Here is a 19526-nt window from a genome sequence, read left to right as displayed (position 1 = left end):
AGCTATCGTCCCTCCCGCGGCCAGGTGCCTAGCGGCCGCATCTCGGTAGTGCGTTCGGCGCCGGCCTCAAGCGCCGCCGCCACCGCCGCGTCGCTTGCGTGGCCTGCCAGGTCCACGAAGAAGTCGTAGGTGTTCGGCTCTTCGCGCGTGGGCCGCGACTCGATGCGCGTCATATCCACCCCGCGCGCCGCGAATTCCTGCAGCACGCGCACCAGCGCGCCGGGCTCGTTCTTCGTGCGGAAGACAATCGCGGTGCGGTCGTTGCCGGTGGGTTGCGGCGAAGCAGCCTGCTTTGCGACGAGCACGAACCTGGTCCGCGCCGTCTCCGCGTCAGCGACACCGCGGGCGTGCACCTCCAACCCGTGCAGCTCCGCCGCCCGCTCCGGAGCAACGGCGACGTCGGCGGCGCCGTCAGCCACCATCTTCGCCGCGGCGGCGTTGGACGGCGCCGGGATGAACTCCGCTTTCGGTGCGTGCGCTCCGATCCAGCGCTTAACTTGTTGGTGGGCGACGGGGTGGGTGGCCAGCCGGAGGGCGTCGTCAAGCTTGTGCCCCTGCCTGGTCATTACCGCGAACGCGATCGCGAGCTCGGTCTCGCCCACGATGCGCGCGCTTTCGGTGGCGGCGAGCGCGTCCATGGTGGTGGTCACCGCGCCGTCGATGGAGTTCTCGATTGCGCACACCGCGTACTCCGCCTCGCCCGCGTCCAGGGCGGCGAGAGCCGCGGCCGGCGACTCGACGGGCACGTACTGCGCGCCCTCGATGCCGAAGCGGCGCGCGGCTTCTTCCGTGAACGTGCCCGCAGGGCCCAAATAGGCGACGCGGGTCATGGCTGCCTCTGCATCAGCGGGTGGGTGTCGTTGGCCACGTCCCTCCAGTTCTCCGCGGTCGTGCGGATGCGCTCGGCCCAATCGTCCCAGGACACGCTGCTGGTGAACTCGCCGTTCTGCCTGTTTACGGTGATCTGCACCTGCGCGTGGTGGAACGGTTTTCCGTCCGCCACCGCGTCGATGTAGGCGGTGGCGAAGGGCTCAAGCTCGGCGCGGGAGAACACACCGTAGATGTAGGAGAGGTTCTCCATGTAAAAAATCGCGTCCACCTGCTCGAGCTTCGTGCCGTCTGGGCCGGAGGAAAGCGCGAAGAAGGCGTTCAGCGCGGCCCAGTCTGCGCCGAAGTACTTCGCCTGCTCGTTGACCTCGTAGCCGAGCCGGGTGAACAGCGCCTCGGTGAGGTGGGCGCCCGAGGGGCGGTACGCGGGCTTCATGGCTGAGCGCTCCATGAGGTGGGCGTGCACCATTGTGTTGATGTGCGCCCCGTGAAGTCCCTGGGCGAAGCGCTGGAGCGCCGCCGCATCCGGCACGCCCTGGGCCGGGTCGTACGGGTGGCTGCCGTGGTAGACAAACGAGTTGGACTTGGGCGCGAAGCTGGCGGCGTAGATCTGCGTCGGCCCGCCCTGGCCGGTCTCCGCGACCTCCTGCCAGAACACCTCGTAGAACAGCTCGCGGTGCTCGTTCTCGTAGTCGATCGTCGCGGTCTGCGGCGGTTGGCCCGCAAGCTGGACCATCGCGGCGACGTAGGTTTTGCCCTCGTGGGCGATCACGACGGAGTAGAACGCCTCCACCGGGACGTGGTTGGAAATCTGCTCGACAATGGTGCGCACCAGCTGCTGGTACGGCTCTTTCGGGCTGCCCGCCCGGGGGTTCTCACCGGCTCCCATAGCCACGTTTGTACACGAATGTCACGCTCCCGGCGCGTCTTCGGCGAGCAGCGCGTAGGTGATCAGCCAGTGCGTGGCCATGAAATTCTGGCCGGTCAGGTGGGGCGAAGCTGCGTCGATAAGCTTCTGCGTACCTTGCGGCCTCCCAATTTCGCGCAGCAACCACGCGCGGGTGAGCATGAGCCCGATGAGGTGGGCCTGCTGGCCGTCCTCCGGGTCCGCGACCTCAATCGGCGCGGTGTAGAACGCGAACGCCTCTGGCGCGAGGAAGCCGTCTAGCCAGGCGGCGAACTCGCCGGCCGGCAGCACGCGGCGCATCAGGGCAGCCTCCGCCAGGCCGTTGGAGACAAAGTCGTGGCCCGAAACTTCCCAGGTGTGCGGGTAGGCGCGGTCGGCGCCGAACCAGGCGCGAGCGGTGCGCTCCACCAGCTCGCGCAAGGCCGGCGCGGCGTCGTGGACGAGCAGCAGCGCCAGCGCCGAGTTCGAGTGCACGCCGTGGCGCACCGGCCACTGCTGCGTGTCCAGCCAGGCGGCGATGTTGCGCTCCAGCTGGGCCTCAAGCGGCGCGAGCGCCCCCTCCCACCGGGTGCCGCGGCACACCTTGACTAGCTGCATCGCCCACGCCCAGCCGTACGGCCGCTCGTATAGGGGATGCGCGCGCAGGTACCCGGCCTCGGCGGCGATGTTCTCTGCGGTCAGGCGCTCGTCGAGGAGGTCGGCGAGCCTGTGGTCGTCGATACGCACATGCAGCTTCACCGCGGTACAGAGCATGTGCACGCACGAGTGCCAGTCGTACGAGCCCCAGAACGCCGGATGCAGCGCCCGCGGGTCGGGGTGGCCGGGGCCGGCCTGCTCATGGTGCATGGCGGCGGGATACTCCTGGCCGACAACCTGCGTGATAGTGCGCGCCCACGAATCCTGCATGGCGTTAAAGTTAGCGCATGACTCGGCGCCTGAAGCTCGAAATCGTGCTCGTCCTCGCGGTCACCTTCGGCACCGCGGGGCTGCGCGCGGCGCTGCGGCTTGTGGACTCGCTGTTGCAAGCCCCACTGAACCAGCAGAGCACCACCATCCACGACGCGGCTTCGACGGTTCCCTGGCTGGACCTGGCGCTGCAGGCGACTTCCGCGCTGACGCTGTTCGCGTGGGGCGGGCTGGCGTGGTTCCTTTTGGAGGAACGTTGGCGCTGGCCCCGCTGGGCGGATTTGTGGCGCGGGGCCGGGTTCGCGGCGTTGATCGGGATTCCCGGCCTGGCGTTTTACGTCGCCGCGGTGCACCTGGGTCTGTCCAAGGTGGTGGTGCCGACTACCGCCGCGGTGCAGATTCCCACCTCACTGCTGTGGTCCTTCGCCAATGGCTTCGGCGAAGAGATCGTGGTGGTGATGTACCTGGTCACGCGCCTGAAGCAGCTGGGGTGGAAACCGTGGCAGTTCATCGCGGCCTCGGCGGTGCTGCGCGGGTCCTACCACCTGTACCAGGGGGTCTCCGCGGGTGTCGGCAACATTGTCATGGGCGTAATCTTCGCCTGGTATTTCCACAAAACTGGCCGGGTGTGGCCGCTGATCATGGCGCACTTTCTCATCGATGCCGTGGCGTTTATCGCCTATCCGCTGCTGGACCTGTCGTGGCTCGGAATCTAAACACTTCCGTCACACTGGTTACACTAAGCGCATGTCTACTACGCCCCATTCCAACGACCCCCGCGACAACGCGGGCGAGTTCGTGCTGGGCAAAGACGGCAAGCCCCTCGTGGACCGCTACGGTCGCCCCATTCGCCGTCGCACAACTGCTTCTCGACGCGATCCCGCCACCCGCCACCCCGACGAATTCACGCGCGTAGAACCCCGCGCGCGCAGGGTTTCGCAGCGGGTCGAGCCGGGCCACACCGTCTACGAACCCCCCGCCGCCTACGAGCCGCGCCGCGCGCCGGAGCACCCGCGCAGCCGGACGGCGCAGCAGCGCCCCGCCCCGGAGGAAGTCCCACTGCAGGTGTCGAAGCGGAGGCGGCGGGGGCCGAAGGAACGTCGCAAAGTAAAGCTCCCCGGCTGCGGCGCAGTACTTGCCCTGGTCATCGCCTTGCTCATCGGCTCGGTGCTGATCGCGGACGCGCGCCTCAACCGCACAACCGCCATGCCCGAGCAGCAAATCTCCGGCACCTCCGGGACCAACTGGCTGCTCGTGGGCTCCGATTCGCGCACGGGCTTAAGCGAAAAGGACGTCGAACGCCTCGGCACCGGCGGCGACCTCGGCACCGTACGCACCGACACCATCATGCTGATGCACCTGCCGCTGCGCGGAAAACCGACGCTGGTGTCCATCCCGCGCGACTCCTACGTGCCCGTGCCCGGGTACGGCTACGACAAAATCAACGCGGCATTCTCCATCGGCGGACCGCAGCTGCTGGTGGAAACCGTGGAGCACAACACCGGGCTGCACGTGGACCGCTACGCGGAGATCGGCATGGGCGGCCTCGCCGGCGTGGTCGACGCGGCGGGCGGCGTGGAAATTTGCGTCGCCGAGCCCATCGACGACCCGTTGGCCAACATCAACCTCCAACCCGGCTGCCAGCAAATGGACGGCCCTACCGCGCTGGGTTACGTGCGCACCCGCGCCACCGCCCAGGGCGACCTGGACCGCGTGGCACGCCAGCGCGAGTTCATGACCACCCTGGTCACGCGTGTGCTGTCGCCGTCTGTCTACCTCAACCCGTTCCGCATGGCGCGGCTGCTGTGGGTCACGCCCAGCCTGCTGACGGTCAACTCCGACGACCACGCGTGGAACCTCGCCCGCATCGTCATCGCGCTGCGCGGCGGCCTGGAAACCGAGACCGTGCCCATCGGCGGGTTCACCGACACCGAAGTGGGCAACGTGGTGCTCTGGGACGACACCGCGGCCGAAGCGCTGTTCGCTTCCCTGCGGTAGGGCGCCGAGCGGGGCGGTTGGCGCAACAAGCGTCCACAGGCGGAAAACCGGCTACCTAGATCCGGCTACCAACCGATTTGGGAGCGCGGACAAAAAGTTGGAGTGTTGGGGGCAGCACCGGTTGATGTTGCAGGTGGGGATGTGGTCAAGGTTGTTCAGTGGCGCGATCTTTTCGACCAGCAGCAACAGTGGCCATCAACCCGATCATGTCGCCGCCAGCAGCAGGACTCCGAAGCCTCCAGCCGGCAACAGGGGCGGTCAGAGTGGCCTGGCCGCCGTTCTCGACGGGGGTGTGGTGGCCGGGTCCCGGCCTGTCACCGGGCGAAACGGGCGATAGCGTCGGTGACTTCCTGGAACTTGGCGTCGGCCTCCTCTCCTCCTAACTTGGCGGCGTCACGGACGCAGTGTTTCATGTGGTCATCGAGTAGTCCCAGGGCAACGCTGCGTAGGGCAGCATTGACCGCGGAGATCTGGGTAAGGATGTCGATGCAGTACTGTTCCTCGTCGACCATGCTGTGCAGGCCCCGGGCCTGTCCCTCGATGCGCTTGAGGCGGGCGAGATAGCGATCCTTGTCGTTGATGTAGCCATGGGTGGTGTGACAGGTGTCGGCCCCACCCGAGGAAGAAGCGGCCTGATCAGGGGTGCGAGTATCCACAATGGTCTCCTTGCTGAAAAAAGGGGGCAGGTATGTCCTGAGTCAGTTGCGGGTCGATCAGGATGGAAAGCCCGAGGGCATGGAATGAGGCATGAGGACCTCATGGTCCCCACGCCCTGTGGCGTTATTCGGATAAGTAGTCGGCAGATTGTCGGCCCGGAGGGGCCTGCCGGGTGGGGCCGGGGAGAGGTCAGGAGCAGGTACTTGGGGACGGAGGTCTGAGTGTGATTGGAGGGACTCAGCCACAGGAGGGGGACACGGGGTTCCTTATCGCTAGAAAAGGATGTGGATTAGGCGGTGACCGGCTGCCGCACGGAGGGGCGAGCGGGCTGCGGTGAGGAACTTGTGTTGTCGTGGGAGGACTTGAATCTACGCAGCGTGAGGGAGTTGGAGACCACGAACACCGAGGAGAAGCCCATCGCAATGCCCGCCAACCCCGGGTTGAGGAAACCGATCGCGGCGACCGGGATCAGCACGACGTTATAGGCGAACGCCCAGAACAGGTTGCCCTTGATGGTGCCCAGCGTGCGACGTGACAGACGGATGGCATCGCCCGCGGAGCGCAGGTCGTTGTTCATTAAGGTGATATCGGAGGCCTCGATGGCCACATCCGTGCCCGCCCCCATGGCCAGACCCAGATCGGCCTGGGCCAGGGCGGCCGCGTCATTGACGCCGTCGCCGACCATGGCGACCTTCTTGCCCTCATGTTGTAGCTTCTCGATGACCGCGACCTTGTCCTGCGGCATGACCTCGGCACTCACGTTGGCCGCATCGATGCCCACCTCTTGGGCGACGGCGGCCGCGGCCTTCGCGTTATCGCCGGTGAGCAGGTACGGCCTCAACCCCAGCCTGCGGAACTGGGCGACCGCTTCCGCTGAGGAGTCTTTGATGACATCGCGCACCACGACCACACCGGCGGGCTGGTCATCGACGTAGACGGCCACCGGGGTCGCGCCCTGCGACTGTGCGTGGTCGAAGGCGGTGGTGAGGTCACGGGGCAGCTGGCCGGCGGGACGGCCCACGGTGACGACGTGACCCTTGACGGTGGCCGTGACGCCCCGGCCGGCGGTGCTGTCGAAGTCGGTGGCCTCCTGGATGTTCCCGGAGCGCTCGGCCTCGGTGACAATCGCCTTGGCGATGGGGTGCTCGGAACCTGCTTCGACGGCCGCCGACAAGGCGAGGACCTCGTTGTTGGTGTAGCCGTCGGCGGCGTGGACGCCGGTGACCGACATGACCCCGGAGGTGACGGTGCCGGTCTTGTCCATGACGATGGTGTCGACCTGGCGGGTGGATTCAAGGACCTCCGGGCCCCTGATCAACAAGCCCAGCTGCGCGCCCCGGGAGGTGCCCACCAGCAGGGCGGTCGGGGTGGCCAGTCCCAGGGCGCATGGGCAAGCGATGATCAGCACCGCGACTGCGGCGGAAAAGGCCCAGTTCGCCCCGCTGCCGGCGGCGAGGTGGACGATCAGGGTGATGATGGAGACGACAATGACCGTCGGGACGAAGACCGAGGAAATCTTATCCACCAGGCGCTGGACCGGGGCTTTTTTCGCCTGGGCGTCAGTGACCAGCTTGGCCATCTGGGACAGCGTGGTCTCCGAACCTGTGCGGGTGACTTCGACCAGCAGTCGACCGGAGGTGTTGATCGTCGCGCCCGTGACCGGGGTGCCGGGGGCGGCCTCGACGGGAACGGACTCGCCGGTCAGCATCGACTCGTCGATGGCCGAGGTGCCCTCGATGACACGACCGTCGGTGGCGATCTTCTCACCCGGGCGGACGACGAAGACGTCACCGACTGTCAGCTGGGAGACCGGGACGCGGACTTCCTCACCGTCGCGGATCACCGCGGCGTCTTTCGCACCCATGTCCAGCAGGGACTTCAGCGCCGCGGAGGACTGGCCCTTGGCGCGGACCTCAAACCACCGGCCGAGCAACAGGAAGGTGATGACTACGGCGATGGTCTCGAGGTAGATGTGGTCCATGCCGTCATCGCGGGGCAGCAGGCTCATCTCCATCACCATGCCGGGGTGCCCGGCGTTGCCGAAAAACAAGGCCCACAGCGACCACAGATACGCAGCGGTAGTGCCCAGAGACACGAGTGTGTCCATCGTGGTCGAGCCGTGACGCAGGTTGGTTAAGGTCGCCCGGTGGAACGGGGCGCCACCGTAGAAGTAGATCAGGGTGGACATGACGAGCAGGGCCCACTGCCAATTCATGAACTGCAGGGACGGGATCATCGAGATCGCGACCACCGGAACGGAGAGGATCGTCGACCCGATCAGACGCGTCTTCAGGTCTGTGGCCTCGGCCTCGCGGGCCTGTTCGTGGCGGTCACCGACCACCTCGGTGTCCTCCTCCGGACCGCTGTCCACGGCGGAGGCGTGTTGATCCCCCATGGTGAACGCGTCGTACCCGGCACCCCGCACGGTTTCGATCAGCCGATCGGCGTCGACTTTGGTGGGGTCGTAACTGACGGAGGCGGATTCGGTGGCGAAGTTAACGGTGGCCTCCACGCCATCGAGCTTGTTGAGCTTGCGTTCCACCCGCCCTGAGCACGACGTACAGGTCATGCCGGTGACGCCCAGATCGACCTGGAGTAGGTCAACCGACGGTTGAGTTTGAATCATCAGTGATCAGTCCTTCAGTAAACAGTCGTGAGGTGCATCTCCGAGGTCCCAAAAGGCCCGCCCACAGATGCACCGTCGGGGATATCGAACCGGCATGGCTGGGCCTGATGGGCATATCCAGCAGGGTTGGCCCGGCCGTGTCTACGCGAGGCGGGGACCGGGCCCAGGGATTAGGGCTTGACGGTGTAGCCGGCTGTCGTGACGGCGGCGACAACATCGTCGTCGGTGAAGTTTTCACCCGTGACGGTCACCTGCCCGGTATCCACGGTGGCCTCCACCATGGTCACACCGGCGACCTCGCCGATCTCCTCCTCCACGGAGGACTTGCAGTGTCCGCAGGTCATGCCTTCGATGATGTACTTCTTTGTTACGGCGCTCATCAGATGATCCTTTCCTTGATGTCCTGAAGGGCAGGAGTGGAGATGCCCAACAACCTTCAACCTATACCCATGGGGGGTATCAGTCAAGGAGGTGCCCGGACCCGGTCGCGGAGCGGTGTTTGCCCTCCGCCTCCCGCTGTCCCCTCCCGACAGTGAGGAGGCTGCTCGGTGACCACACCCTGCCCCGCGTGAGGGCCGTGCCCTCCACCCCTTGAAAATATACCCCCGGGGGGTATATGCTAACGAGCGTTACCGCATCCCAACGACCCATAGGAGCTTTCCCATGACCACCTCCCCGCCCCACCTCTTGCCGATGGCCTCCCACGGCTGCAGCTGTTGCGGACCCGCCTCACATGCCGACACCGCCTCCACCCCTGCCGCCAGCGACTCGTCAGCAGGAGGATCCTCCCCTAGCTACCAGGTCACCGGCCTGACCTGCGGGCACTGCGTGAAAAGCGTGACCCAGGCCCTTCAGGCCCTCCCCCAGGTCGACGACGTCCAGATTGATCTCGCCGCTGGTGGTGTTTCCACCGTCACGGTCACCGGTGCCGTACCTCCGGAGATGGTTCGCCGGGCCATCGAAGAAGCCGGCTACACCGTCTTATCCTGATCAGTTTTACCCATCATCTCGACCCCGACCGGGTTGATGCGGAAGGAACCTCATGAGCACTCCCCACCATTCCGGAGATCACCATAGTGATCACCCCGCCCCGGAAAACAGACCACACCCGCCTAGGTAGCCGGTTTGATTACGGCTAGTTGTTGCGGGTCGTAGTGACCACCTTGCCCTCAACGCCCGGCCAGGTACCCGCCTCGATCATGCGGTTCTTGCGCTCCACCCAGAAGTCGGCGTTCTTGATGCCCAGCGCCTCGGGGTCGAAGTGCGGGTCAATGCCAGCCTTCTTCTGGCGGCGGAAGTCCCACAGGCACTTCAGCGCCGGGACCTGCAGGAAGATGATCGCCACAATGTTGAGCCATGCGGTGGCACCCACACCGATGTCGCCGAGCGCCCAGGCGGTGCCCGGGGTGGTGGTCGCGCCGATGAACACGGCCACGAGGATTAGGGCGCGCAGGATCCAGATGATGGCCTTGCGTGTGCCTTCGTTCTTCACCCAGCGGTTCAGGTAGGTGAAGTTGGTCTCTGCCATGTAGTAGTACGCCAGCACGGTGGTGAAGGCGAAGAACATGATTGCCAGGGCGATAAACGACGGGCCGAGGCCGGCGGAGAAGGAGTTCAGGCCTTCTTGGACGTAGCCGGGGCCGACGGGGATGCCGTCGGGCAGGGAGCCGTCGTAAAGCACAGCGCCATCTTCGGACTGGCCCTCGAAGACCTTGTACATGTCGGTGGAGATGATGATGAAGGCAGTGGCGGAGCAGACGAACAGGGTGTCGATGTAGACGGCGAACGCCTGGACGAAGCCCTGCTTCGCCGGGTGGGAGACCTCGGCTGCTGCTGCGGACTGCGGGCCGGTGCCCTGGCCGGCCTCGTTGGAGTAGATGCCGCGCTTGACGCCCCACATGATGGCGGCGCCGAGCATGCCGGAGAACGCGGCCTCCTTGTCAAAGGCGGCGCGGACGATGGTGCCGAAGACCTCGGGGATCTGGGAAGCATTCGCGAACAGCACCACGATGGCAATGATGATGTAGATGCCGGCCATGAACGGCACGACCATGGAGGCGAAGTTCGCGATGCGCTTGACACCGCCGATGATGATGAACGCGAGCAGCACGGTCATGATCGTGGCGGAGACCCAAATGTTGATGCCCCATGCATTATCGACGGCCGCGGCCACGCCGTTGGCCTGAATACCCGGCAGAAAGTAGGACGTGGCCAGCAGCATGCACACCGCGAAGATGATGGCGTAGACCAGCATGAACGGGGCTGCGGAGGTGTGCTTGTACGCCTTCTCGATGTAGTAGGCGGGGCCGCCGCGGTACTCGCCGGTGTCGCGGTCGGTCTCCTTGTAAATCTGGGCGAGGCAGCACTCGATGAACGAGGTGGCGGATCCGAGCAGGGCCACCAGCCACATCCAGAACACCGCGCCCGGGCCGCCGAACGCGATGGCGGTGGCAACGCCGGCGATGTTGCCCACGCCGACACGGCCGGCGAGCGAGATCATCAGAGATTGGAACGAGGAAATGCCCTGCTCGGAGCTTTCGCCGGACTTGAGCTGGCGGATCATGTCCGGCAGGCAACGGATCTGCAGGAACAAGGTGACGAGCGTGAAGTACGCACCCGCGCCGAGGCACAGATACACGAGGGCGTTAGACCAAATCACGCCGTTGAGGGTGTCAATAAAACCTTCCACGGGACCCTCCTAAAGGGGTATGCGCTGGGATTTTTTTGGAAAACCTTGCAGGTAACTAGAGAACATAGGCCATCCAGTTGTGCCTTGCGTCACTTTTGATGTAAAAATTATGCGCCGACACCGAAAAATTCCGTTCTGCGCAATATCCGCAGGGTTTTGCGGTGCTAAACGCACGAGATGGAAGGACACCATGAACGAGACTGCGAAGCCGGTGAACTCCCGGCGCAGGTTTTCCCCCGCCTGGCCGGTGAAGAACCTGCCGGCGGGCGCGGAGGCGCTCATCCCGGAACTGGACAACCCCAGCTTCGAGGGCATCGAGGACCCCACCGACAACACCGAAACCATCACCCGCGCCGAAAACCAGGGCCAACCCGCACCACAGGACACCGCCCCCGAGGCTGACCCGAAGCCGAAGGCCGTGTGGCGCTTCTTCGTCTACAGCGCCATCGGCATCTTCGCGTTCTTCGTGCCGTTTTCCATCGGCGATTCCAAGTCCACGATTCTGTTGGACCACATTGTCAGCTGGATCACCACCACGCTCGGGGAAGGCACCCGCTACCTGGCGCTGTTCGCCATCATCGCGGGCACGATCTACCAGTTCGTCTCCGGGCGCTGGAAAGAGGATTACCCGCGTATGGCGTTCGCGGGGCTGTCGGTGCTGGCGATCGTGCTGTGCGCGATGCTCACGTTCGGCTTCGGCCCGGCGTGGCTGTTCAATCCGGAGATTGGCCCGTTCATCCTGGACAAGCTGGTCATCTCGGTGGGCCTGCTCATCCCGGTGGGTGCGATCTTCCTGGGCCTGCTGGTCGGCTTCGGCCTGATGGAGTTCATCGGCGTGATGGTGCAGCCGATTATGCGCCCGGTGTTCCGCACCCCGGGCAAGTCTGCGGTGGACGCGGTGGCGTCGTTCTTGGGATCGTACTCACTGGGCCTGCTCATCACGGACCGCATGTACAAAAACGGCAGCTACAACGGCCGCGAGGCGGCGATTGTGGCGTCGGGTTTTTCCACCGTGTCCGCGACGTTCATGGTCATCGTGGCGAAGACGCTGGACATGATGGAGCACTGGACGGCGTACTTCTTCATCACGTTCATCATCACTTTCATCGTCACCGCGATCGTGGTGCGCATCCCGCCCATTACCCGCATTCCGGACGATTACTACCCGGGCGCCACCCCGCACCCGGAGAAAGAGATCGAAGGCAACCGTTTCAAGGCCGCGTGGCGCGAGGCGAAGCTGGAGCTCAATCGTGCTGACTCACTGGGCAAGGTGCTGTGGGCGAACTTCCGCGATGGTTTGATCATGGCCGTGCAGGTCACCCCGGGCATCATGGCCGTGGGCACGATCGGCCTGGTGTTGGCCACCTACACCCCGGTGTTCAAGATCCTGGGTGTCGCGTTCTTCCCGCTGGTGTGGGCGCTGCGCCTGCCGGATCCGTGGACGACGTCGGGCGCGCTCGCGTCGGGCCTGGCGGAGATGTTCCTGCCGGCGACGCTCAGCGCAGGCTCGGATGACATGGTGCTGAAGTTCACCATGGCTGTGGTGTGCGTGAGCCAGATCTTCTTCTTCTCGGCAATGGTGCCGGCGGTGCTGGCCACCGACATCCCGCTGAGCATCTGGAAGATGGTGCAGATCTGGTTCATCCGCGTGGTGCTCACCGTGCTGATCACCGTGCCGGTGGCACACCTGCTCTTCTAAGAAGCAGCTGCCTATCGACGCAGCTTCGCCCCCACAACCGCATCGTCAATCAGCCGCGCGGCAGCTTTGGCGGTGCGGTTGTCCACGTCGAAGTCGGGGTTGAGCTCTACGACGTCCAGAAGCGCAACGCGCCCCGTCGCAGCCACCGCGGCGACCATCGCGCGCAGCATCGCGTACTCAACGCCGAACCCGGCCGGGGCGGACACGCCCGGCGCGACCGCCGCCGGCAGCACGTCCAGGTCGATGGAGAGGTGGATGGGCCGGTCGCCTTCCACCGCCGCGACGGCGCGCTCGGCGGCCTCGCGCACGGTCATCTCCGCCAGTTCGGTGTCCAGCACGGTGGTCACGCCGAGCTCGTCGGCGGTGTCGAAGAGCACCTTGGTGTTGTTGGGCTTGGAGATGCCGAAGACGTTGTAGTCGAAGTCCTCGCCCACCAGGCCCGCGATCTGCTTGAACGGGGTGCCGGAGGTGGGGCGGGTTTCGGTGCGCAGGTCGAAGTGGGCGTCGAAGTTGATCACCTGCATCGGTCCGATCGCCTCGTAGGCGCCGCGGTGGGTGGCAAAGGAGGTTTCGTGCCCGCCGCCGAGCACCACCGTCATCCCGTCCGCGCCCTGCGCCGCCACGAGATCACGCACCCGGTCGGACAGCTCGCGTTGGGAGCCTTCGAGGTCGGTGTCTTGGGTGGTCACGGTGCCGGCGTCGACAAGCTTTGTGTCCTCGTGGACCGCGAGTGAGCCGAGGGCCGCGCGCAACGCCTCCGGCCCCTTGGCCGCGCCCTGGCGGCCGCCGTTGCGCTCGACGCCCTCGTCGGACGCGTAGCCGATCAGGTGCACGGCGCCCTCGGTGGGCTCGGCGGCGGTGTCGACGACGCTGTGCCAGCGGGCGTGCTCGGGGCCGGGGCCGTCGTCGCGGCCGGACCAGTTGGAAGCGGGGGTGAAAAGCGGTGCAGTTACGGTATTCATGCCCACCGAGGGTAGCGCCGTGGGCATACTTATTGCGATGACTAAGCCGCAGGTTCCCGCCGCGCACAACGTGTTGCGCATCCTGGCGCTGTTGTCCACCACGGACGCGCCGATTTCCGCCACCCGCATCCAGCGCGAGCTGGACCTGCCACGTTCCACCATCTACCACCTGCTGGGCGAGCTGGAGGATTCCGGGTTTGTGGTGCACTTGCGCAAGCCCGGCACGTACGGGTTGGGGCTGGCGTCCTACCGCATGGCGCAGGCGTACACCACGCAGCAGCCCCTAGTGCGGCTGGCCACGAAGCCGCTGGCACGGATTGCGCAGCTCGCGGGCGGTTCGGCGCACCTGACGCGTCTTGCCGGACCGGAGATTGTGTATCTGCACGAGGTGCGCGCCCCCGGCGCGGTGTCGCTGGTCACGGAGGTGGGCGTGCGCCTGCCGTCGCTGAAGACCGCTTCTGGGCGCATCATGCTGGCGCAGCTGCCGGAGGCGGAGCTGCGCGCCGCGTACAACTCCTCGGGCGAGCGCCGCCGCTACAGCGAGGTCAAAGAGGAGCTTTCTGCCTATCGACGCCAAGGGTTCGCCATCGAGCGCGAAGCCATCTCGCGCGGCCAGGAGTCCGTGGCGGTGGCGGTGCTGGACCACCTTTCGCGCCCGGCGGCGGCGCTCGCGGTGACCTTCGCCGTGGGCAGCGCGGACACGCAACAACTGGTCAGCGCGCTAGAAGGCGCCGCCGACGGGTTGCGCGCACAGTTCTTCGGGAATGTGTGATCAGGCGCACGTTATGGGCTACCATCACGCCCATGACACAGACAGTTTCAGTTGGAATTGGGCCCCTTTCCATCGAGGATGTGGTAGCCGTCGCCCGCCACGGAGCCGAGGTCGCCATCGACCCGGCAGCCCTGGATGAGATTGCCGCGACCCGTCAGCGCGTCGAGGAGCTCGCCGCGGACCCGACCCCGGTCTACGGCGTCTCCACCGGTTTCGGCGCGCTGGCCACCCAACACATCCCGGAGGACATGCGCGCCCAGCTGCAGGTCTCCTTGGTCCGCTCCCACGCTGCGGGTACCGGCCCTGAGGTGGAAGACGAGGTCATCCGCGCGCTGATGCTGCTGCGTCTGTCCACCCTGTGCACGGGCCGCACCGGCGTGCGCCCCGTGGTGGCGCAGACCTACGCCGCCGCGCTCAACGCCGGCATCACCCCGGTGGTGCGCGAGTACGGCTCACTCGGCTGCTCCGGCGACCTTGCCCCACTGGCCCACTGCGCGCTGGCGCTGCTCGGCGAGGGCGACGTCCGCGTCCGCGGCGGCGAGATCGTCCCGGCGGCTGAGGCCCTCTCCGCTGCAGGCATCGAGCCGCTGGTGCTGCGCGAAAAGGAGGGCCTGGCGCTGATCAACGGCACCGACGGCATGCTCGGCATGCTCTGCCTTGCCATCGCGGACCTGCGCGAAGCCGCCAAGGTTTCCGACATCGCCACCGCCATGAGCGTCGAGGGCCTGAACGGCACCCTGTCCGTCTTCGACGAGGACCTGCAGGAGCTGCGCCCCCACCCGGGACAGGCCGATTCCGCCTACAACATCCGCACCGTCGCCGCGGACTCGCCGATCCTCGCCGCCGCCCTGGACAGCTTCAAGGCCAACGACGTGCAGGACGCCTACTCCATCCGCTGCACCCCGCAGGTCGCCGGCGGATTCCGCGACACGCTGGCACACGTGACTACCGTGGCCAATCGGGAGCTCGCCGCCGCCAACGACAACCCCGTGGTGGCCAAGGACGGCCGCGTGGCCTCCAACGGCAACTTCCACGGCGCACCGGTGGCTTACGTGCTGGACTTTTTGGCGATTGTCGTGGCCGACTTGGCGTCGATTAGCGAAAGGCGCACCGACCGCTTCCTGGACCCCGCCCGCAACCGCGGCCTCAACGCCTTCCTCGCCGGCGACCCGGGCGTGGACTCCGGCCACATGATCGCGCAGTACGCGCAGGCCGGCATCGTCGGCGAGCTCAAGCGCAACGCCGCGCCCGCCTCCGCCGACTCGATCCCGTCGTCCGCGATGCAGGAAGACCACGTCTCCCTGGGCTGGTCCGCCGGCCGCAAGCTGCGCCGCAGCATCGACGGCCTGCAGCGCGTGCTCGCCGTGGAGATCCTCACCGCCGCCCGTGCCCTGGACATGCGCCACGGCGAGCCCTCCGCCGGCACCGGCGCCGCCGTGTCCACGCTGCGCAAGCTTGTCGACGGCCCCGGCACCGACCGCTACCTCTCCCCCGAAATCGAGCACTCCGTACAGCTGGTCAAGGGTGGCGACTACGTCGAGGCCGTCGAGGCCGTGGTGGGCCAACTGCGTTAGGCGTTTGGGGGGCTTTGGGCTCCCGGTTGTGTGCCCGCCGCGCCTTGGCGAGTGAACAAATCCTCACATCCCCGACACTTCGCGGCGGAATCTGTCAGGCGGCCCCGATCGCCCCAGGTCGCCACAAACGGCCGCCGCAATGTGTCAGGAACCGCGCCGCGCTCACTCCCCAATTCCCACAGACCCTGGGATCGAAAGCCTGGGATCGCGCGGCGGGATCAAGCGGTTAATGCGCCACGTTTGAATATTTGCTCGAGTATTTCACGTGGTGTTGCTCCGCCGAGGACTTGTCGTGGTGTGTCGTTGAGTTCGTTTTGTACCCAGGCGACGTGCTCGGGGGTTACTTCGGCGAAGTCGGTGCCTTTCTTGTAGAACCGGCGGCGGATCTCACCGTTGGTGTTCTCGTTGGTCGGCCGCTGCCACGGCGAGTGCGGGTCGCAAAAGTACACCTCGCAGCCGTCTTTGATGCACACACGTGCGGTTTCAGCCATTTCCACGCCTTGGTCCCAGGTGATGGTCTTGAGCTGTTCGGCGTTGAGGTCTTTGACCATCTGCTGGATCGTTGCAATCACCGTCATCGATGTGTGTTCGGTGGGCAGATGTCCAAGCAGGGTGTAGCGGCTGGTGCGCTCCACCAGGGTAATCAGCGCGCTTTTGCCGCCCTTGCCGATGACAAGATCGCCTTCCCAGTGCCCGGGGACTGCCCGGTCGTCGGCTTCTGGGCTGCGCTTGGTGATTTCAGCACCTTTGATCCACGGCTTGCCGGTGAGCAGACCCGCGTTGCGGGGCCGGGCTTTTCGGCGTTTCCCGCCGCGGATGAGCACATCTTGGGTCTTCATCACCGCTTCAAGCTCGGCGCGCAAGCTGCCTTTGCCCTGGATGTACAAGGCACTGTAGATCGCTTCGTGGGAAATACGCATGCTTTCATCATCGGCGAAAGCATGCTGAAGCCACACACTGATGCGCCCGGGTGACCACCGGCGGGCAAGACATTCCACCACCACAGCGCGAAGCACCGGGTTGTCATCAAGCTTGCGCACCTTCGGCCGGCACGCACGCGCCTGAGCACCCGCGTGGGCACGCCGGGCGTTGTAGAACACCTTGACCTCACCGCTGTCATCGTCGATGATTTCCCATCCGTTGCGGGCAATCTCCCGGCTGATCACGCTGTGGTGGCGCCCCAGAAGTGTGGCGATCTGTCTGGCTGACAATCCCTGGCTGCACCCATGTTGGATCGTCAGGCGGTCTTCAAACGACAGTTGGACCCCGCGGCCGACGTTCACACGGTCCTCGGCATGGTCGGCAGGCGCGCTACCTGCCTGTGTTTTCATTGGTGCTGGCACGGAATCAACTTTGCTGTGCGCAGGTGGTTTTACCGTGCAAGCCTCCGGCGTGTTGGCCGGCTGCACCCCATCACGGTTTCCGCCCGCCTTCTCCTGGCGTGCTTGCTGCACCCAGCGATACACCGAATTAGTCGACATGCCATATGCATCAGCAACGCGTTTCACCGGCTCACCATCCAACACCCGTGCGACCGCGTCTTCCTTTTGCTGCGGGGTGATGCGCGGCTTTTTCTGCAGTTCGGTCAGCACACCGACTTTCGCCAACCTCGGGTACAACACCCCTGGTGACGTGCCCAACGTCGCAGCCACATCCGGTACCGACATCCCTGACATCACCAACGCCACCGCATCGCCGATAAGTTGGTCGCGTGCACGCGCCAACGCCATCTTCGGCGAAAGCGCGCCAGCTTGCTTGACCCATTCATAAACCGTGGCCTCTGCCACTCCGGCATCACGAGCAATCTCGCCGACATCATCGCCTGCAACAAGCCGCGCCACAGAAGCAGCCTTCACATCCTTCGGAGTCCAACGACCAGCCACAACAACCTCCAAGTCGAGGTGGCGCATTCACCCACTGACAACTCCCGCCGATTTTGGCCGTTCCCAGGCTTTGGCTCCCAGGGTCTGTGCTTTCCCGCGCGACCAGTGCCAAACGCCCCACCCCGCACCACCCAAAAGTCTCATATCCGAGACAAATCGCCCAAAACCGACCAACCCAACCCGTGTGACGGGCGTTACTGTCTATCCGATACCTCGATTGGGCAACAACAGAAAGGAATTCCCATGGCGAAGAACTGGTCCGAAGGCGCACGCGAGGTCCGCTCCCCGCGCGGCACTGAGATCTCGGCGAAGTCCTGGCAGACCGAGGCGCCGCTGCGCATGCTGCAGAACAACCTCGACCCGGAGGTTGCGGAGCGCCCGGACGACTTGGTCGTCTACGGCGGCACCGGTCGCGCTGCTCGCAGCTGGGAGGCCTTCGACGCGATCGTCGATACGCTCAAGGACCTCGAGTCCGACGAGACCCTGCTGGTGCAGTCCGGCAAGCCGGTCGGTGTGTGGAAGACCAACGAGTGGGCGCCGCGCGTGCTCATCGCCAACTCGAACCTGGTGGGCGACTGGGCGAACTGGGAGCATTTCCGCGAGCTCGAGGACGAGGGCCTGATGATGTACGGCCAGATGACGGCCGGCTCCTGGATCTACATCGCCACCCAGGGCATCCTGCAGGGCACCTACGAGACCTTCGCGGCTGTTGCGAAGAAGCGTTTCGACGGCACGCTGGCCGGCACCCTCACCCTGACCGGCGGCTGCGGCGGCATGGGCGGCGCACAGCCGCTGTCCGTCACCCTCAACGGCGGCGCCTGCCTAATCGTGGACGTTGACGAGGGCCGCTTGAAGCGCCGCCAGGGCAAGCGCTACCTCGACGAGGTCACCACCGACCTCGAAGAGGCAATTAAGCTGGTCACCGAGGCGAAGGACGAGAAGCGCGCCCTGTCCGTGGGCCTGGTGGGCAACGCCGCTGAGGTGTTCCCGGAGATGCTGCGCCGCCACCGCGCCGGCGAGTTCACCGTGGACATCGTTACCGACCAGACCTCCGCGCACGACCCGCTGTCCTACCTGCCCACCGAGATCCCGTTCGAGAGCTGGCACAACGAGGCCGACGCGGACCCGACCACCTTCACCAAGAAGGCCCGCGAGGCGATGGCCGCACAGGTCCAGGCGATGGTGGAGTTCCAGGACGAAGGTGCCGAGGTGTTCGACTACGGCAACTCCATCCGCGACGAGGCCCGCAAGGCCGGCTACACCCGCGCCTTCGAGTTCCCGGGCTTCGTCCCGGCCTACATCCGCCCGCTGTTCTGCGAGGGTCTCGGCCCATTCCGCTGGGTTGCGCTGTCCGGCGACCCGGAAGACATCAAGGTCACCGACCAGGCCATCAAGGAGGCCTTCCCGGACAACGAGCACCTGCACCGCTGGCTGGACGCCGCTGAGGAGTACGTCGAGTTCGAGGGCCTGCCGGCGCGCATCTGCTGGCTTGGCTACGGCGAGCGCGCCAAGGCCGGCGTGATCTTCAACAACCTGGTCAAGGAGGGCAAGGTCAAGGCCCCGATCGTCATCGGCCGCGACCACCTGGACTCCGGTTCCGTGGCGTCGCCGTACCGCGAGACCGAGTCCATGCTCGACGGCACCGACGCTGTCGCGGACTGGCCGCTGCTCAACGCCATGACCGCTGTTTCCGGCGGCGCGACCTGGGTGTCCATCCACCACGGCGGCGGCGTGGGCATGGGCCGTTCCATCCACACCGGCCAGGTCACCGTGGCTGACGGCACCGAGCTCGCCGAGGCGAAGCTCAAGGCCGTGCTCACTAACGACCCGGGCATGGGCGTTATCCGCCACGTCGACGCCGGTTACTCCCGCGCCAACGAGGTGGCCAAGGAGCGCGGCGTGCGCATCCCGATGGAGTTCAAGGCGCGCGACTAATCCGCACCTCAAGCGCTGACGTTTCCCCTCGCGGGCGCGTCAGCGCTTTTCATTACCCTGGGCCCTGCAAAACCCCCAAAGAAAGGCACT

The 19526-nt window shown here is 65.8% G+C and carries 16 protein-coding genes and 1 pseudogene; 7 read left to right on the top strand and 10 right to left on the bottom strand.

Annotated features, from left to right (window positions below):
* Positions 1-2: 2 nt before the first annotated feature.
* From pheA to MHY23_RS01555, 3 genes are read right to left on the bottom strand one after another with little or no spacing between them, the layout of a single operon-like run.
* Positions 3-830, bottom strand: coding sequence for a prephenate dehydratase (gene pheA / locus MHY23_RS01565; protein WP_181889250.1), 828 nt, complete (start codon positions 828-830; stop codon positions 3-5).
* On the bottom strand, positions 827-1717 hold the full coding sequence (locus tag MHY23_RS01560; protein ID WP_239306124.1) for a hypothetical protein: 891 nt from the start codon (positions 1715-1717) through the stop codon (positions 827-829). Before MHY23_RS01560 ends, pheA begins: the two co-directional genes overlap by 4 nt.
* A gap of 21 nt (positions 1718-1738) precedes the next feature.
* Complete coding sequence (locus MHY23_RS01555; protein WP_239306123.1) at positions 1739-2641, bottom strand: DUF2891 family protein; 903 nt, start codon at positions 2639-2641, stop codon at positions 1739-1741.
* Positions 2642-2658: 17 nt separating this feature from the next.
* On the opposite strand from MHY23_RS01555, the gene MHY23_RS01550 reads away from it, so the two are divergent.
* Both MHY23_RS01550 and MHY23_RS01545 read left to right on the top strand, forming a co-directional pair.
* Positions 2659-3357: a CPBP family intramembrane glutamic endopeptidase gene (locus MHY23_RS01550; protein WP_239306122.1), complete on the top strand. Its 699-nt coding sequence runs from the start codon at positions 2659-2661 to the stop codon at positions 3355-3357.
* 31 nt (positions 3358-3388) lie between these two features.
* Positions 3389-4639 carry an LCP family protein gene (locus MHY23_RS01545; RefSeq protein ID WP_239306121.1) on the top strand — a complete coding sequence of 417 codons (1251 nt, stop codon included), beginning with the start codon at positions 3389-3391 and terminating at the stop codon, positions 4637-4639.
* 314 nt (positions 4640-4953) lie between these two features.
* Here the strand turns inward: MHY23_RS01545 and MHY23_RS01540 are convergent, their stop codons facing one another.
* From MHY23_RS01540 to MHY23_RS01530, 3 genes are all read right to left on the bottom strand, one after another.
* A complete protein-coding gene (locus tag MHY23_RS01540) occupies positions 4954-5295 on the bottom strand; it encodes a metal-sensitive transcriptional regulator (RefSeq protein WP_269511641.1) in 342 nt (113 codons plus the stop codon).
* Positions 5296-5585: 290 nt separating this feature from the next.
* The gene (locus MHY23_RS01535; protein WP_070471924.1) at positions 5586-7922 is read right to left on the bottom strand and encodes a cation-translocating P-type ATPase; all 2337 of its coding nucleotides are present in this window, start codon (positions 7920-7922) and stop codon (positions 5586-5588) included.
* Positions 7923-8092: 170 nt separating this feature from the next.
* The gene (locus MHY23_RS01530; RefSeq protein ID WP_034997583.1) at positions 8093-8302 is read right to left on the bottom strand and encodes a heavy-metal-associated domain-containing protein; all 210 of its coding nucleotides are present in this window, start codon (positions 8300-8302) and stop codon (positions 8093-8095) included.
* A gap of 283 nt (positions 8303-8585) precedes the next feature.
* Between MHY23_RS01530 and MHY23_RS01525 the strand changes: the two genes are divergently transcribed.
* Positions 8586-8912: a heavy-metal-associated domain-containing protein gene (locus MHY23_RS01525; protein WP_063936943.1), complete on the top strand. Its 327-nt coding sequence runs from the start codon at positions 8586-8588 to the stop codon at positions 8910-8912.
* 145 nt (positions 8913-9057) lie between these two features.
* On the opposite strand, the gene MHY23_RS01520 is transcribed toward MHY23_RS01525, so the two are convergent.
* Positions 9058-10611 carry an alanine/glycine:cation symporter family protein gene (locus MHY23_RS01520; RefSeq protein WP_239306120.1) on the bottom strand — a complete coding sequence of 518 codons (1554 nt, stop codon included), beginning with the start codon at positions 10609-10611 and terminating at the stop codon, positions 9058-9060.
* Between the two features lie 190 nt (positions 10612-10801).
* Here MHY23_RS01520 and MHY23_RS01515 point away from each other — a divergent pair, with 190 nt between their 5' ends.
* Positions 10802-12310: a YjiH family protein gene (locus MHY23_RS01515; protein ID WP_239306119.1), complete on the top strand. Its 1509-nt coding sequence runs from the start codon at positions 10802-10804 to the stop codon at positions 12308-12310.
* Positions 12311-12321: 11 nt separating this feature from the next.
* On the opposite strand, the gene hutG is transcribed toward MHY23_RS01515, so the two are convergent.
* A complete protein-coding gene (hutG, locus tag MHY23_RS01510) occupies positions 12322-13272 on the bottom strand; it encodes a formimidoylglutamase (protein ID WP_239306118.1) in 951 nt (316 codons plus the stop codon).
* A 37-nt stretch (positions 13273-13309) separates the two neighbouring features.
* On the opposite strand from hutG, the gene MHY23_RS01505 reads away from it, so the two are divergent.
* Positions 13310-14044, top strand: coding sequence for an IclR family transcriptional regulator (locus MHY23_RS01505; protein WP_239306117.1), 735 nt, complete (start codon positions 13310-13312; stop codon positions 14042-14044).
* 32 nt (positions 14045-14076) lie between these two features.
* Complete coding sequence (hutH, locus tag MHY23_RS01500) at positions 14077-15618, top strand: histidine ammonia-lyase (RefSeq protein WP_239306116.1); 1542 nt, start codon at positions 14077-14079, stop codon at positions 15616-15618.
* 218 nt (positions 15619-15836) lie between these two features.
* On the opposite strand, the gene MHY23_RS01495 is transcribed toward hutH, so the two are convergent.
* Positions 15837-16949 carry an IS30 family transposase gene (locus MHY23_RS01495; RefSeq protein WP_239306193.1) on the bottom strand — a complete coding sequence of 371 codons (1113 nt, stop codon included), beginning with the start codon at positions 16947-16949 and terminating at the stop codon, positions 15837-15839.
* 108 nt (positions 16950-17057) lie between these two features.
* Positions 17058-17285 (bottom strand): annotated as a pseudogene (locus tag MHY23_RS01490) (transposase); the annotation flags it as partial.
* Between the two features lie 459 nt (positions 17286-17744).
* On the opposite strand from MHY23_RS01490, the gene hutU reads away from it, so the two are divergent.
* Entirely contained in the window at positions 17745-19436 is a 1692-nt protein-coding gene (gene hutU, locus MHY23_RS01485) for a urocanate hydratase (protein ID WP_239306115.1), read from the top strand.
* Positions 19437-19526: the final 90 nt, after the last annotated feature.

Origin of the sequence: Corynebacterium sp. ACRQP, from assembly GCF_022345915.1 — a bacterium.
GTDB classification, from domain to species: Bacteria; Actinomycetota; Actinomycetes; order Mycobacteriales; family Mycobacteriaceae; genus Corynebacterium; species Corynebacterium lehmanniae.
This window is presented reverse-complemented; position numbering and strand designations above follow the sequence as displayed.

Excerpts from the sequence above, each read along its gene's own strand:
- hutH (WP_239306116.1), top strand. The coding sequence starts at position 14,077 with ATGACACAGACAGTTTCAGTTGGAATTGGGCCCCTTTCCATCGAGGAT.
- MHY23_RS01560 (WP_239306124.1), bottom strand. The coding sequence starts at position 1,717 with ATGGGAGCCGGTGAGAACCCCCGGGCGGGCAGCCCGAAAGAGCCGTAC.
- MHY23_RS01525 (WP_063936943.1), top strand. The coding sequence starts at position 8,586 with ATGACCACCTCCCCGCCCCACCTCTTGCCGATGGCCTCCCACGGCTGC.
- pheA (WP_181889250.1), bottom strand. The coding sequence starts at position 830 with ATGACCCGCGTCGCCTATTTGGGCCCTGCGGGCACGTTCACGGAAGAA.
- hutU (WP_239306115.1), top strand. The coding sequence starts at position 17,745 with ATGGCGAAGAACTGGTCCGAAGGCGCACGCGAGGTCCGCTCCCCGCGC.
- MHY23_RS01530 (WP_034997583.1), bottom strand. The coding sequence starts at position 8,302 with ATGAGCGCCGTAACAAAGAAGTACATCATCGAAGGCATGACCTGCGGA.
- MHY23_RS01550 (WP_239306122.1), top strand. The coding sequence starts at position 2,659 with ATGACTCGGCGCCTGAAGCTCGAAATCGTGCTCGTCCTCGCGGTCACC.
- MHY23_RS01515 (WP_239306119.1), top strand. The coding sequence starts at position 10,802 with ATGAACGAGACTGCGAAGCCGGTGAACTCCCGGCGCAGGTTTTCCCCC.
- MHY23_RS01535 (WP_070471924.1), bottom strand. The coding sequence starts at position 7,922 with ATGATTCAAACTCAACCGTCGGTTGACCTACTCCAGGTCGATCTGGGC.
- hutG (WP_239306118.1), bottom strand. The coding sequence starts at position 13,272 with ATGAATACCGTAACTGCACCGCTTTTCACCCCCGCTTCCAACTGGTCC.
- MHY23_RS01505 (WP_239306117.1), top strand. The coding sequence starts at position 13,310 with ATGACTAAGCCGCAGGTTCCCGCCGCGCACAACGTGTTGCGCATCCTG.
- MHY23_RS01545 (WP_239306121.1), top strand. The coding sequence starts at position 3,389 with ATGTCTACTACGCCCCATTCCAACGACCCCCGCGACAACGCGGGCGAG.
- MHY23_RS01555 (WP_239306123.1), bottom strand. The coding sequence starts at position 2,641 with ATGCAGGATTCGTGGGCGCGCACTATCACGCAGGTTGTCGGCCAGGAG.
- MHY23_RS01495 (WP_239306193.1), bottom strand. The coding sequence starts at position 16,949 with ATGAAAACACAGGCAGGTAGCGCGCCTGCCGACCATGCCGAGGACCGT.